The 14,972-nt window shown below is 48.0% G+C and carries 11 protein-coding genes; 3 read left to right on the forward strand and 8 right to left on the reverse strand.

Annotated elements, in window-relative coordinates; all coding sequences use genetic code 11:
* Window positions 1–17 precede the first annotated feature (17 nt).
* The 4 genes from HMPREF9469_RS21680 to HMPREF9469_RS21695 are packed head-to-tail and all read right to left on the reverse strand — an operon-like array spanning window position 18 to window position 5,486.
* Entirely contained in the window at window positions 18–1,415 is a 1,398-nt protein-coding gene (locus HMPREF9469_RS21680; RefSeq protein ID WP_007866815.1) for an ABC transporter substrate-binding protein, read from the reverse strand.
* A complete protein-coding gene (locus HMPREF9469_RS21685; RefSeq protein WP_007866818.1) occupies window positions 1,412–3,781 on the reverse strand; it encodes a hypothetical protein in 2,370 nt (789 codons plus the stop codon). The genes HMPREF9469_RS21680 and HMPREF9469_RS21685 overlap by 4 nt, the downstream gene beginning before the upstream one ends.
* Before the next feature lie 28 nt (window positions 3,782–3,809).
* The gene (locus HMPREF9469_RS21690) at window positions 3,810–4,640 is read right to left on the reverse strand and encodes a carbohydrate ABC transporter permease (protein ID WP_007866821.1); all 831 of its coding nucleotides are present in this window, start codon (window positions 4,638–4,640) and stop codon (window positions 3,810–3,812) included.
* On the reverse strand, window positions 4,641–5,486 hold the full coding sequence (locus HMPREF9469_RS21695) for a carbohydrate ABC transporter permease (protein WP_334291331.1): 846 nt from the start codon (window positions 5,484–5,486) through the stop codon (window positions 4,641–4,643). It lies immediately after the preceding gene.
* A 210-nt stretch (window positions 5,487–5,696) separates the two neighbouring features.
* On the opposite strand from HMPREF9469_RS21695, the gene HMPREF9469_RS21700 reads away from it, so the two are divergent.
* Together HMPREF9469_RS21700 and HMPREF9469_RS21705 are read left to right on the forward strand one after the other, a co-directional pair.
* Complete coding sequence (locus HMPREF9469_RS21700) at window positions 5,697–6,437, forward strand: response regulator transcription factor (RefSeq protein WP_007866829.1); 741 nt, start codon at window positions 5,697–5,699, stop codon at window positions 6,435–6,437.
* A complete protein-coding gene (locus HMPREF9469_RS21705; RefSeq protein WP_007866832.1) occupies window positions 6,434–8,176 on the forward strand; it encodes a sensor histidine kinase in 1,743 nt (580 codons plus the stop codon). Before HMPREF9469_RS21700 ends, HMPREF9469_RS21705 begins: the two co-directional genes overlap by 4 nt.
* A gap of 33 nt (window positions 8,177–8,209) precedes the next feature.
* Here the strand turns inward: HMPREF9469_RS21705 and HMPREF9469_RS21710 are convergent, their stop codons facing one another.
* The 4 genes from HMPREF9469_RS21710 to HMPREF9469_RS21725 form a co-directional block, all read right to left on the reverse strand.
* The gene (locus HMPREF9469_RS21710; RefSeq protein ID WP_007866835.1) at window positions 8,210–10,531 is read right to left on the reverse strand and encodes an RIFT barrel domain-containing protein; all 2,322 of its coding nucleotides are present in this window, start codon (window positions 10,529–10,531) and stop codon (window positions 8,210–8,212) included.
* A 130-nt stretch (window positions 10,532–10,661) separates the two neighbouring features.
* Window positions 10,662–11,384 carry a trehalose operon repressor gene (gene treR / locus HMPREF9469_RS21715; RefSeq protein ID WP_007866838.1) on the reverse strand — a complete coding sequence of 241 codons (723 nt, stop codon included), beginning with the start codon at window positions 11,382–11,384 and terminating at the stop codon, window positions 10,662–10,664.
* A gap of 60 nt (window positions 11,385–11,444) precedes the next feature.
* On the reverse strand, window positions 11,445–12,194 hold the full coding sequence (locus HMPREF9469_RS21720) for a TraX family protein (protein ID WP_007866841.1): 750 nt from the start codon (window positions 12,192–12,194) through the stop codon (window positions 11,445–11,447).
* Window positions 12,191–13,015: an HAD family hydrolase gene (locus HMPREF9469_RS21725; RefSeq protein WP_007866843.1), complete on the reverse strand. Its 825-nt coding sequence runs from the start codon at window positions 13,013–13,015 to the stop codon at window positions 12,191–12,193. The genes HMPREF9469_RS21720 and HMPREF9469_RS21725 overlap by 4 nt, the downstream gene beginning before the upstream one ends.
* A 196-nt stretch (window positions 13,016–13,211) precedes the next feature.
* Here HMPREF9469_RS21725 and HMPREF9469_RS21730 point away from each other — a divergent pair, with 196 nt between their 5' ends.
* A complete protein-coding gene (locus HMPREF9469_RS21730; protein ID WP_007866846.1) occupies window positions 13,212–14,900 on the forward strand; it encodes a hypothetical protein in 1,689 nt (562 codons plus the stop codon).
* Window positions 14,901–14,972 lie beyond the last annotated feature (72 nt).

The raw sequence follows: 14,972 nt of genomic DNA on the forward strand, positions 1-14,972 counted from the left end.
CGCCCCCCTGCTCCATGTTACCTTAATGTTGATAAAATGTCCTCGATCAGTGTCATTGCCTGATCTGCCGCAGACTCTACCTTTGTGGAATCATAAGAAACCACTTCCGCCGCATCGATCAGTACCGCTGTTATCTCTGCATTTGTAGATGCTGTGTTTTCGTAAAGTCCGGCATTTTCCTGTGCATACTGGGTTGCAATGATCACGCTTTCGTTTAAGACGCCCGCCTCCATACATGCGTCCTGAACCGCCTTATAGGGAGGAACTCCACGGCAGTCCCCCAATACCTTTCCTGCCTCTTCATCAGTAAGGAGGAAGTTCAGGAAATCTGCTGCTACCTCAGGATTTTCACATGTCTTTACAATGGCATACAACTGTGACGGTTTCACCACCACAGATGTGTCCTTTGCATCCTGACGCATGGGAAGTCCTGTGGGTACAAAGGTATCTTCAGAATCTGACGTTTCACTTGTAATAAGGGATGTCCACGAAAGCCTGGATGTCAGTTTTCCGTTGATCCAGTCCGGGTTGGTCCATGTGGCGTTCAAAAAGGTATTGCCCTCCGCAGCAGGGACTGCCACGTTCTCCGTGTACAGTCTGGCTGCATAATTCAACGCATCCACCAGATCATCCCTTGTAAAGCCCAGTTCAAAGTTATCGTCAATAAGGAATTTCCCCGTCTTCTGAATGATATACGGACGCATTACAAACTCTACCATATCACTTTTATCAATGTTCAGAAAATACATGTCCGGGTTCTTCTCATGTACGGTCCTGCCAATGGTAATGAGGTCATCCCATGTCCACGCTGTATCTAAACCAGAAGGAATGCCAAACTCATCTAGCTTGGTTTTATTCATAATATAACATCTGGCATTAAGGCCGCTGGGAAGTGTGATCAAGGTACCGTTATAGGTACAATAGTTATCGATCAGCTTTTTATCAAATCCCTCAATATCGTAACCATATTGCCCCAGGTCCACAAAAAAATCACCGTTGGAAACAAAATCTCCCATCCACGGAGGGTTCAGCTGCACAATATCCGCTGACGTACCGCTCCCCAGCTCCGTTGCTACCTTCTCTCTCTCAGATTTGCCCCTGTATTCCGGTTCAATGGTCACATTGGGATGTTTTTCCTGGTACATTTTAATCACTTCTATGGTCTTTTCATGCCGCGCATCATTGCCCCACCAGGCAAAACGAAGCGAGACCGGTTCCCCTGCTTCCGGGCTCTCCGCTGCCGGACTTTCTGCCGGATTCTCCGCTGTCGGGCTTTCTGTCCCGTCCTTGTGCGGGACCTCCTTCTGCTCAGGGGCAGATGTTGTCTCCTTGGTTTCTGCTGTGCAGCCTGACATGGCAGATGCCATCATGATCCCTGAAAGCGCTATACATACCAGTTTTTTAATTTTTTTCATACGTACCCTCCTGAATTCATTATTTGTTCCCTGTTCTTTAAATACCCAAGTTCCACAGCCCGCCGGTAATAATGCAAAAGGGGGAGCAGAGTCTGGGCACACCTCTTTGGGCCGGACGGACAATCATAGATCACTGTATAATCATCATGTTTGTATTTTGAGAAATCATACAAGGGCGGCTGGTTTTCCCTGGTGATCCACTCAAACATCCCAAGTCCGGTTTCCATATATGCACGGTCGCCGGTAAGCTCATAGGCTATGGCAAGGCTCTCCAACACCATTCCGTTCAGGTTTAAAAATCTGACAGCCGGAAACTGTTTTCCAAAGAACACATCCGCCCTTGGGATGTAACAATACTGTATCATATCGTCCACCACATTTATCATGGTCTGCTTTATCTCCCGGGACGGGCATACCTGATCATATTGATAGAGTCCCACAATACCCACATGCATCATAAAAGGCACCCGGTCCATGTAATTGTCAGGGTATGGGGTAGTCCATGTTCCCAGTTCCTCTGCCCATTTCAGGTATACCTTCACAATAGGTTCACAGGCATCCAGCCATTTCTGCTCCCAGGTTTCCCTGTAAAGAGCCATAAATGTCCTCATGGCCCACCCGATCTCACGCGGTTCCACTGTGGCTGTGGCATGGTAAATGGGCAGTTCCATCAATTTCAGCAGCCCCTGTCCAATGGATCTGGCAGCCTCCAAACCGTACGGACTGCCGGTCAGGTGATAGTAATCCAGAAACCCCTCTACCCATTGATGGCTGGGTACCGGCTGACCGCTGACATGATCCACGCTATGGGTATACAGAAGTCCCTTTCTGTAAGGTTGGCCGCTGTAATGGCAGAGATCCACGTCATACCAGTGCTCCACAGCCGCTTTCATATAATCATAGTATCTGCGGTCCCCGGTCCTTGCCAGCATAACCATAAAATTGTGGGGCATATCATATTCATTGTTGATCCAGATCAACTCTCCCCCAGACCTGCCCTGTTTGATATACTCCCATTCCGGCCCGTCCCCGAAGTTCAGGATTCCCAGCCCCTTGGCTCTTGAATCCACATACCGGTATAAAAAGCGCTCTGTCTCATGGTGGTATTGGTCGGTAATATAGGGATCTAATACAGATGCCTCCATATAAACCTCAGGCGCCAGCACAGGCAGCGCGGGCATCTCAAACTGATGCGCCCTGTCAACGAGCATTCTGTCTTCCAATTCTACCTCATGGAAATACAAATAGCATCTGGTAGTTTTTGCCACTCCCTGAGGCACCTTAAGAATGGTGTTCAGTTCCGGAAGAAAGCTGATGCAGATCCCCTGTCCCGAAGCCTCCAATGCTTTGGGGAAATTCTGGTATGCCTGCTGGATGCCTGCTGTAACTCCATAATCCCGGTTTCTCCAGTCCGCTGCAAAAATACTGAACAACACTTCAGGAAACATCTCATTTGCCGTATTGATGATCGTATCAGCTGTGATCAGTTCTGAAATGGGTTCCTGATTTCCTTTCTTCACATGATAATTAAAGCCGGATGTATAAATTCCATATTCTTCTTCCCCTGTGCATTCGCCTCCAATTCCAGGCCTGATCTCCAGTTTCATTTCCCTTACCGCTTCATAGGGATAGTCTTTGTTATATTTAAGACCGGCCTGTTCATTATTGATGACCATTTCCCGCCTGTCGGCTGAGGATCTGTCATCCTCCGTGTTTATGATCTGGTAGTCTGCCAGGATCCATGGTTTTCCGGCCCAAACGGTGATCATAAGAGCATAATCAAACCAGCTCTTTTCCCCACAGTAATGCCTCCCCCTTGTTCTCACCACGGCTCTGACAGGTCCCTCTTCGATCACTTCCCATCCACCTGCTCCTATCTCTGCCTTAAACTCATCCCCTTCCTGATCCTTAATGACCGGCCCGATAATTTCATCCGCACCGTATGTATGTCCGGGTGTCACAATCCTGTGGAATATGCATCTCTGTCCTGATTTGGCCAGTTCTATATGCATTGATCCGTTTTCAATGGCTGTATACTCACCTCCCCGCTGCACATGAATCATTGGAAATCCTGTTTCTTCTTTATCCTGCATCTCCGCTGCCAGGCAAAGTTCATAATCCGTTTCCTGGTTTGCAGGTAAATCTCCAAGAAAATGAACCAGAAGCCACCTGACCGTGCCATCCTCCCAAAAGCCGGTTGCCCTGAACTGCGCCGGATAGCACCTGCCCTCAGGCAGTTTTTTCAGTTTCAGAGACTTTATTTTTCCCGAATACAGCTCTCCTTTTGGTAACGGAACAGCCACTGTGGCTGGTTCCATTTTTTTGTCATACCTGGATACAATCTCAAAATGTATTTTTTTCCTCATCCTGCCCTACCTCTCCCATTGTTGGATTTTATCCCTTTAACCCCGTGGTGCTGATGCCCTCAACAAAATATTTCTGTGCAAAGAAAAACAGTATGATAAGGGGCAGAATGCTGATCATGGACATGGCCATGACCTTATCCCACTGTACCTGTGCGGCAGTGTCAAGAGACGCCCTTAGCCCAAGGGAAACAGGAAACTTCTTAACTGAGCTGATGTAAATCAAAGTATTAAAAAAGTCATTCCACGTCCACATAAACTGGAACAGACCGGCTGAAAATAATGCAGGCTTTATAAGAGGCAGCAGGATCTGAAAATAGACCTTCAAAGACGAACATCCGTCAATATACGCTGCTTCATCCAATTCTTTCGGCACTCCCCGCAAAAATTGTACGATCATGAAAATAAAAAACGGGAAACAGGCAAATGCGGCCGGAAGATAAAAAGGCCAGTATGTATTTAGAAGTCCCGCCTTATTAAAAATTAAGTACCGCGGAATGATGATAACGGAGTTTGGAAGCATAAGCGTGGAAATCATCAAGGCGAAAAAAAACTTTTTAAAAGGAAACCTGAACCTGGCAAAACCGTAAGCCACAAAGGAACAGGAGAACACGGTCAGCAGCACGGTGGGTATTACCATCACAAAGGTGTTTTTAAAATAAGTGGCAAAGGTAATGTTGCCCACACCGTTCCACCCTCTTGAGAAAGCCGATAAATCAAAGGAAGAAGGGAGGAGTTTAGTGGAGCCCAGTATCTCCGCATTGGTCTTAAAACAGGCGAAAAACATCCAGATAAAAGGAAACGTAATCACCAGACCTACCAATACCAAAAGGATGTACGCAATTGCATTGTGTTTTTTCATTTAAAAGTCACCTCCATCCTCATAATAAACCCATGCATCGGAGGATTTGAAAATAAACAAAGTAAAGATCAATATAATGGCAAACAGGATCCAGGAAATTGCAGAAGCATAGCCCATCTTAAAATTGCTGAAGCCTTCTGTGTACAGTTTCATTCCAATTAAATAGGTGGATTTTAGAGGCCCCCCATTGGTGATCACAAATGCAGATGTGAAATTCTGCAGTGCGTTGATGGTCTGCATGATCAGATTAAAAAATACAATGGGTGTTATAATGGGAAGGGTGATATAGAAAAACCGCTTCACCTTTCCTGCCCCGTCAATACTTGCAGCTTCATGCAGGTCCACGGGGATCTGCTTCAGCGCGGCAAGGAACAATACCATTGAGGAGCCAAACTGCCATACCTGCAGCAGGCATATGGTAAACATAGCCGTGCCTGCCTGCCCTAGCCAGTTGACAGAGGGCAGTCCTATGAGTTCCAGCAGCTTGTTCAAAATCCCGTCTGACATAAACATCAGCCGCCACAGCGCTGATACCGCCACGCTTCCTCCCAAAATGGACGGGATATAGTAGACAGTCCTAAAGCCATTGATGCCCTTTAACCTCATGTTCAGGATCAATGCAACGATCAGGGCAAAGAAAAGCTTGCTTGGAACTGAGATCAACGCATATTTCATTGTAACCATAATGGATTTTTTAAAATCTGGATCAATGGTAAAAAGACGGATATAATTGTCTAGCCCTATGAATTTCGGCTGTCCCAAAACACTATATTGGGTAAATGAGTAGTACAGTGAGGCTAAAAACGGATACAGCTGCAAAAACAAAAAACCGATCAGCCAGGGCATGATAAAAAACAGTCCCCTGTAGTCTTTCAGCCTCTTTTTTTTCTGATTATTGACCGTATATTTTATGGCTTTCATATAATATCCCCCCTGGTCATTCTATCTTTACAATTTTTATAGTATCTAATATAATTATGATATAATTCATCGTAATTTCTGACAAGAATTGCAAGCAACGAAATGGTATCATTATCTATCTGTTTGGAGGAATGTATGTACAAGTTGATTATCGTAGATGATGAAAGCAGTATATGTGAAGGTATAGCTGCCTGTTATCCATGGGCCGAGATGGGATTTGAGATAGCCGGTACATTCCCCAATGGAAAAAGTGCACTGGACTACATAGAGCGCTATCTGGTGGACGTGGTCTTAAGTGATATCCGTATGCCCAAAATGGACGGGTTGGAGTTGTCCCACGCCCTTTCCAAGGATTATCCCGATGTGACGGTTGTCCTTCTAAGCGGATATGCGGAATTTGAGTATGCCCGTGAAGCCCTCCGTTTTGGGGTAAAGGAATACATCCTGAAACCCATCAAATATGATACCATTATACAGGTTTTCACCAAGATACGCGAAAGCCTGGACGCATCCAGGGGAATCCGTAAAATAGATGAACAATCACCTGGTTATTACGATCTTATTGTGGACCAGGTAACCCAGTATGTGGATGAACATTTTCAGAATGCAAACCTGGAGGATGCCTCAATCCTTGTCAGTCTGAGCCCCAATTATCTGTCAAAGATATTCAAGCGTAAGAAGGGGAAAAACTTTTCCGAATACGTGTTGGATGTGAAAATGGAAAAAGCAGCGGGACTGTTGCGTGATATCACCCTGAAAACATACGAAGTGGCAGCCGCAGTGGGATATGACAATCCTAAGAATTTTTCCCGCGCATTTAAACAGTATTGCGGAAAAACTCCAAGGGAATTCCGGGAACAGGAGCTGCCTATATGAAAAAGCAGTTTTTTATTTCCAAATTTATCATGTTCATAAGCCTGACACTGATCCCCATCTGCATTTTCGGCTCTGTTTCCGTATTTTTCATCAATCTGAAAGTAAAGCAGGAGGCGGAGGCCAAAACCATGGCCACCACAGATTTAATGGAACAGTTCTTCAGTGAGCTGACCAATACCCTGGAATTTTACAGGGTCACCATGAACTCAGATGCCCAGCTTCACCTGGCACTGATCCAAGCGCTGAACAATGAACATCTTGACATGGAAATGATACAGAGGCTGGAGCAGTCCATGCAGAACATTTATTACTCACAGAGTACTAAGCCTTACATACAGTCGCTGTACATAACAATGCAAAACAGCCCTTATTATATAAACGGCCTTAACCGTGAACGGTTCTCTGACTCCATTGACAAAGATTGGGCCGGTATAATGGATGGGCGTGAGGAATCTTCATATATACAGATACGCCACATCAAAAAGAATAAATTTGATACCCATACCATACCGTCCGTAACCGTGTATCAGAGGATGAAATACAATGAACTGATGGCCATTAACATCAATCAGGAATATTTTAACAAATGGCTGAATTCAGTAGCTGATTATGATGGTCAGGCCCTTATGATCTTAAGCAGGGACGGCCAGATCCTGTTTTTTAATGAGAATGCCGGTTCCCTTCCAGAGGACGTACAATCCCAGGCCTTGTCCGATACCCTGGACAACCATCCGGACAACCTGCTCTTACACGGTTACTATATAAACTCAGAGACATTTCCGGGAAACTATGGTTTTCGCTACGTATCCATGATCCCACGAAGCGAAGTCTTCGGGCTTTCCAATAAAATCCTCCACCTTACTATTGCCGCCGGTTTCCTTAGTATCCTTGTATCCTCAGTTCTGGCATATTGTTTCACCCGCCGTGATTATCAGCAGATATTCCAGATCATTGACCTGTTTGACCAGGCTGAAAAGGGAGAATTCCATGCTCAGAACGGACTAAAAGCAGTTCCTGGCAGTCCTTATTTCCACATTATCAACAATGTGATCAACCTGTTTATGTCCCAGACGTATCTGAAGGTACAGCTGGATGCAAAAAAATATGCTTTATCAACCGCCCAATTATCCGCCCTGCAATATCAGCTGAACCCTCATTTTTTATTTAATACCCTTCAAAGCATCGACCTAGAGATTTTGAAGGCATGCGGCAGGCCCACCTCTGCCAATCAGATGATCCTGGAGCTGTCTTCTCTGCTGCGGTATTCCCTGGATGAGCCTATGAAGCCGGTAACCGTGCAGGAGGAAATCGCTGTTACCAAAAATTATATCCAACTCCAGTCATTTAAATACAGGGACTGCTTCCATGTCACCTGGGAATACACCGATGACATACTGGACGCCCCCATCCTCCGCCTGCTTCTGCAGCCCATTATTGAGAATTCCATCACCCATTCAGGCAAAACCACGCCTGAAAAGCTGTGGATCAAAATCAAGATCCGTTCTACGGATGGATTTCTTTCAGTTTTTATTATTGACAACGGCTATGGAATGGACAAAAAGCGCCTGGCTGATCTGCAGCAGGCGCTGATGGAAGAACAGGTAGACAGTTCGGGAAAACACATTGGGCTTAAAAATATCAGCCAGCGTATCCGCCTAGCATATAGGAGCGGTTATGTCAGGATCCAAAGCAAAAAAGGGATGGGAACCATTGTGGAATTGGGAGGGATTGAAAGCTGATCCACTCCCTATCCCCCCAACACTGGCTTTTGGTTAAAATCCCGGTTCCAGTATCCCCAACTCCATTACATACTTATAAAAGTGCAGGAAAGGAATCAAAGATTGGGCGCAGCGCTTTGGCCCCACCGGACAATTGTATATAACGGTAAACTCATCCCGCTTTATCTTTGAAAAATCATACACGGGCGGAAGGTTCTCAACGGAAATCCATTGGAACATCCCCATGCCTGCATCGATATATTTCCTGTTCCCTGTAAGCTCATAGGCAATTGCCAGGGACTGCAGCACCATACCGTTTAGATTGAGGTAGCGGACCGCAGGTGACTGTTTGCCATAAAAAGTTCCGGCCCGCTCCACATAACACTCATCCATCATCTCATTGATCACAGACAGGACCGTTTCCTTGATCCGCTGGTCCGGACGCAGCCTGTAATAGCCTGTAAGCCCCACCACTCCCACATTGATCATAAACGGCACCCTGGCAAGGTGGTTGTCAGGGTAGGGTGAGGTCCATGACCCATATGCATTGGCCCACTCAATATAAACCTCCACGATCGGCTGGCATGCGTCCAGCCAGCGTTCCTCATGTGTCTCTTGGTACAAAGCAAGGAATGTCCTCATGGCCCATCCGATCTCCCTGGGTTCCACCGTTCCCGTGGTTTGATAAAGGGGCAGCTTCAGCAGCTGGATCAAACGGTTCCCGATGGTCATGGCAGCCTCATATGCCTGATTATTTCCCGTGAGATGATAGTAGTCCAGGAACCCCTCCACCCATTGATGGCTGGGCACCGGCTGGCCTGTCACATGATCCACGCTATGGGTATACAGTAATCCGTATTTGTGGGTATTCTGGCTATAATGGCAGAAATCCACATCATACCAGTGTTCCGTGGATGCCTTCAGGTAGTCATAATACCTGGAATCCCCTGTTCTGGCAAGCATGAGCATAAAGTTGTGAGGCATATCATACTCATTATTGATCCAAACATCCAGCCCTTCTGAGCGTCCCTGCTTCATGTACTCCCATTCCGGGCCATCACCAAAGTTCATCATCCCCAGTCCCTTTGCCCTGGAATCCACATAGCGGAACAGGAAACGCTCCGTGCTGTGATGGTACTGGTTGGATACCAGACTGCCAAATACACCTGAGTCCATGTATACCTGGGGATCCAGCACCGGTATTACCGGACGCTGAAACAACAGTTCCCTGTCCACGATCTGGTCTTCTGTCATATCCTTTCCATGGAATGAGAGATGGAACCGGGATGTCCTGGCCGCCCCCTGGGGCACCTTCAGCATTTCCCCATACTCCGGAGGCATTAGCTTCAGAACAATCCCCTCCCTGGAGCTTTCTATTGCCTTTGGGAAATTCTGGTACGCCTGATAGACGCCGGCTGTAAGCCCGCGGGTTTGATCCTGCCAGTCCAATGCATAGATGCTGAACAGGACTTCGGGAAACATTTCATTTGCCGTTTGAATGATTGTATCTGCTGAAACCAGATGGTATAGGCGCTGGCTCCCTGCTTTTTTCTCCGCCGTATAGTGGAAACTGGACGTAAAAAGAGTATGGTTAAATTCCTGCCCCCCGCCGCAGCCGGGATCGATCCGCACCTCGATCCCCTTAACATCCTCGTATGCGTAATCCCTGCTGTACTTAAATCCTGCTGCCTCTGCATTCAGTTCAAGGTCATAGTGTTCCCTGTGTTCCCTGTCTTCCTCACAGTTTATAAACTGGTAATCAAACTTCAGCCAATCCTTGTTGCGGTACGCATAGACTAACAGCTTATAATCAAACCAACTCTCCCCTGATTCGTCATAATGTTTACCCTCTGTACAGAGGACAGCCCGGACCGGACCGTCCTCCAGTATCTCCCATCCATCATCCCCAATGCGGATCATATATTGCCGGCCGGCCCTGTCAGTCATATACGGGCCCATTACCGTCCTCTCATTATACAGGTATCCCCCTGTTTCTATGGTTGAAAATATATGGTCCGCCCCTGCTGGGGATAGGACAGCCTTCATGCTTCCCGTATCTATCACCACATGGCCATCTTCTTTAAAAACAATTGGGGTTAACGGCCGGGGCGCCCCCTCCTCCCTGGAAAGCCAGTAATCCACGGCACGGTTAGCCGGCAGATCTGCCAGGAAATTAACAAGAAGCCACTTAATGGACCCATCTTCCCAGTCAGCGGTCACCTTGTACTGAGCCGGGTAAGTTTCCTCTCCTCTTTGCACAGTAAACAGAGGCAGATCCCCATAATCCGCTTTTCCTTTGGGAAATGGGACCGCAACCGATACAGGTTCCCCCTTCTGCTCATATTTAGACATGATCTCAAAATGAATTTTTACCATAGCGCCCTCCCTATGTATGATTCTGCCTTACAGCAGCCCTCCAATAGTTACCTACAGAGATATCATAGCATAGGGGATCACGGTGAAAGAATACCACGAGAAATCAAATGGTATCATAATCGGTCTTTTTTCACTTCGCCCTATGAGCCAGATCATAGAACACAAACCGGTCCGGCCTGTGGCGCGACTGGGTAAATTCAAACATTATGCCCTGGGCATTGTAAGTCATGCTGCTGACCACGGCCATACAGTTATACCCTTTCATGTCCAGATACTTTTCATCAATCTGGTTCATCCGCTCCACTGTCATCTTTCTTTTTGTGGTGACAATACTCTCCCCCAGCTCCTGTTCCATGTATTCATAGATGGACTTTTGTGCAATCTCCGGGGTCAGGGACTTCACCACGCATTTCAGGAAATAGTTATGGTCAATGATCAGGGCTTCCCCGTCAATGTAACGCACTCTCTGGATATAGTAGATCTGTTCCCCCAATGGAAATGTGGTCCGCACCTGTATCTTCTCATCCACAGTCAGTTCTGCAAAGCATACCACCTGGGTGGTATAGGACTTTTTGTTCCTGGCCACAGCCTCCTTCATGCTCTCAATATTGCTCAGGAAGAATTCAGACTGCTCCTGGGGCTGATAGATCACCTGCACCCCTTTTCCGTGGATGCTCTGCACATATCCCTCATCCGCCAGCCGGCCTATGGCCCGGCGCACCGTGTTCCTGGAACAGTCAAACTCCTTTATAAGGGTGTGCTCCGATGCAAGCAGGTCCTGATAAGGATAGGTTCCGCTTTCGATCCTGTTTCTCAGCTGTGTATAAATATGGTCATATTTTGTTTTAGCCATGATAACCTCTCTGTCCCATATTAGGGTTTCTTACTTTGAAACACTCCTGCGCGGGGTGTTTCACATGATCCCCAGTGCGTACCTGCGGATCAGGAACAGCACCAGCAGGTGCAGGGGATAAAAACAATAAAACAGATATTTATTTCCCTGTCCGCCCTTTTCCCCGCTATAAAGCAGCAGAAAAACCGCTGACAGGGCTCCTGACCCAAAGCAGCTTTCCCAGCTGCCTGTGAATGCGACCAGTCCGCCCGCACCCGCCCGGGCTGTCCTGTGTTCTCTCAGGAAATAGAAAACTGCGATCAGGACCATCCCTTCCACCCCATAATCCATTTGTCCCAGCCAGGCTGCTGCGCTGGCTGCGCAAAACACAAGCAGCATCCAGACATTCCTTCTCAGGTCATAATACCGCTGTGCCATTCTAAAGCCCTGGAGCATCAGGATACCGGTGGCCAGCTCAAAGAACACATTCCTTACGGAACCGACCCACATGTCAAATACAGCCAGTGAAAAGGGAATCTCTGAAATCAGGGCAAAGGCCATCAGCCTCAGCCAGTATTTTCTCCAGCTGCGGGTGTGGAGGAATCCCTCTGTGAGCAAAAAGCAGTACAGCGGAAATGAGATTCTTCCCACCACCCGCATGGTATATCCAACAATACCCACCACATTCTCCCAGGGCGTCTGCAGCAGGGTGCAGTACCCCAGAAGGGGGCCTTTATATACGTACAGATACTCAAACAGCACTAGGCCTATGTGGTCGGTCAGCATTGCAGCCATGGCGATCCATTTGAGGGCATTGGAACTTAATTTCATCTGAAATTCTCCTTTAGAACCGCCAGCAGCCCCTGGCGGTCATTGTCCAGGGTTACATGGGCGGCGCTTCGCTTCACCTCTTCACACGCATTGGCCATGGCATAGCTGTTGTGCACAGCCTGAAGCATGTCCATGTCATTGCATCCGTCCCCCAGGGCAATCACCTCATCCATCCCTACCCCGAAATAGCTGCACAGAAATCGCACCCCCTCTGATTTTTTTACCTTTCCGTCCATCACTTCCATATACACAGGTGAGGAGGTGGCAATGGAAAGCCGGGGATATTTTCTCTTAAGGCATCCCTCCAGCCGTTCTATCTCCTCATGGTCTCCCATGAGCAGGAACTTATGGATCCCCTGGTCTGCTGTAAATACAACCTTCATATCGCCGCGCTCCGCTTTGCGGCCGGTGATGGCTTCCTCCTTCATCACCCAGGGATTTTTATCATCATCCACCACCCATCTGCTGCCCCCGTAGGTATTGCAGCAGATCCGTGGATACTCCCTGTCCAACAGTTCCTTGATTTCCATAGCCACACCCAGGTCCATCTGACAGCTGTACAGGTTTTCACCCCTTTCATCCCGGATCAGCGCTCCGCTGTAGCACACCATGGGAGCCCTGTTTCCAATCTGGTCCTGTATGGTGGTCATGGCATCCGGCATCCTGGCTGAAACAAGGATAAACGGGACTCCCTCCCGCTCCAGTTTAAGGATCTCCTGCCGGGTCTCCTCCGGCACCTGATGGCTGCTGTCTAATAATGTGCCGTCAATATCACTGAATATCATCTTATATTTATGTGGTGTCTCTATTGTCCTTCTCAAGCCTTACGGGCCCTCCTGCTGCTTACTTTTTATAACATCTTATCACTGACCGGCAGGTTTGCAAAGCATTTTTTATGGTCATCCGGTATGGCTTTGCACTACATACCATCCATTCCCCCTTGTAATTATTCCAGCATGTTATATAATCAATAGTAAGACCTTTGTTAAAAAGTCGTTAAAATTATGGAGGAAACACATGAAAAAAAAGACTCAGTTTTTACTGAACCTGGTTCTGACCCTCGTCTTTGCGGCGCTGATCATCTTCCAGGGTCCAAACTTAAACCCCCTGTACCCTGACGGTGCATTTTCCTGGTGCTTTATCATCAGCTGTTATGTGGTGCTGAATTTCTTTGTGGCCCTTGGAAGCCTGCGCGTTACCAGCAATGAATTTTACCGTCCCCAGATAACCCTTGACAAAAGCGTAAAAGGCTACAAGACAGGTTTTGTCCTGCTGGCCATTTTGTGGGTCCTGTATTTTGCAGCGACCGTGCTATCCATGCCCCTGTTTAACTACAAGGCATACCGCGACCAGCTGGGAACACCGGTGGTGTCGGAATTTACGGACACGGTCCAGCCCCTGGCCTTAAACCAGCTCCCCATTGTGGACAAGAGTCTGGCCAAGGAACTGGCTGACAAAAAGGTGGGTGAGAACCCGGGACTGGGCAGCCAGGTGGTGCTGGGCACCCCTGTGATCCAGAAGGTGAATGACAAGCTGGTATGGGTGGTTCCCCTGGAGCACTCCGGCTTCTTTAAATGGCTTAAGAACATGGACGGCTCTGCGGGATACATTGTGGTATCGGCCAGTGATGTCAGCGATGTCACCCTGGTAACGGACCACAAGATCAAGTACCAGGCAAACGCCTATATCCTGGATGACTTGAATCGTCATGTGCGCTTATTTGGAGGCGGACTTTTTAAAGGGCTGACGGACTACTCCTTTGAGCTGGACGATAACGGCGTGCCCTACTGGGTCATTTCCACTTATAAAAACCGCTGGCTCTTTAATCTGCCCGAGGCCACCGGAGTGCTGACAGTCAATGCCACCACAGGTGAGACAACCCATTACACCATTGACAGTCTGCCGGAATGGGTAGACCGCGTGCAGCCTGAACGCTTTGTGATGGAGCAGATACAGAACCAGGGTATGTATGTCCATGGCATCTTCAACTTCTCCAACCAGGATAAATTCCGCCCCAGCCAGGGTGATATCATCATTTACAACGGCTCCCGCTGTTACCTGTTTACGGGTCTTACCAGTGTGGGCTCCGATGAGTCCGCCATCGGTTTTATCCTGGTGGATATGGTCACAAAGGAATCTAATATTTACCAGATGAGCGGCGCCACGGAGATGGCTGCCCAGAGTTCAGCCGAGGGCAAGGTTCAGCAGTACGGATACAGAGCCTCCTTCCCCATGATCATCAATATGGACGGACAGCCCACCTATTTTATGACCCTTAAGGACAATGCGGGCCTGATCAAGCAGTATGCATTTGTGTCTGTTTCCAACTACACCAATGTGGGTACCGGAGAGACCATTGACAGCGCTCTGCGCAATTTCCGTCAGGTCCAGGGCACTGCCAACAGCAACATTTCCACAGGTCAGGCCACATCCGCCATCAAGGGAACCGTGCTGCGGATCGCCAGCGAGACCATTGACGACACCATCACCTACAAGGTGATCCTGGAAGAGCAAAAGGACCACATTTTCACCGTATCCTATGAACTCAGCAATGAACTGGCATTGACCCAGCCAGGGGACAGGGTGTCCATGGATTATATGGAGGACAGCTCCGGCGTGTGCGCTGCCTTCTCCTTTGACAACCTGGAATTCAAACAATCCGGTGCCAAGCCTGCCTCCTCACCCAGTGCCAAACCTGCCTCCTGACCCGGGAGGCAGTCCGGCGGGCCTTAATCCCGCCAGGATTGGAGCCTTATAACAACCGGAACGTACACCGTC

It is taken from the genome of [Clostridium] citroniae WAL-17108 (genome assembly GCF_000233455.1).
GTDB classification, from domain to species: Bacteria; Bacillota; Clostridia; order Lachnospirales; family Lachnospiraceae; genus Enterocloster; species Enterocloster citroniae.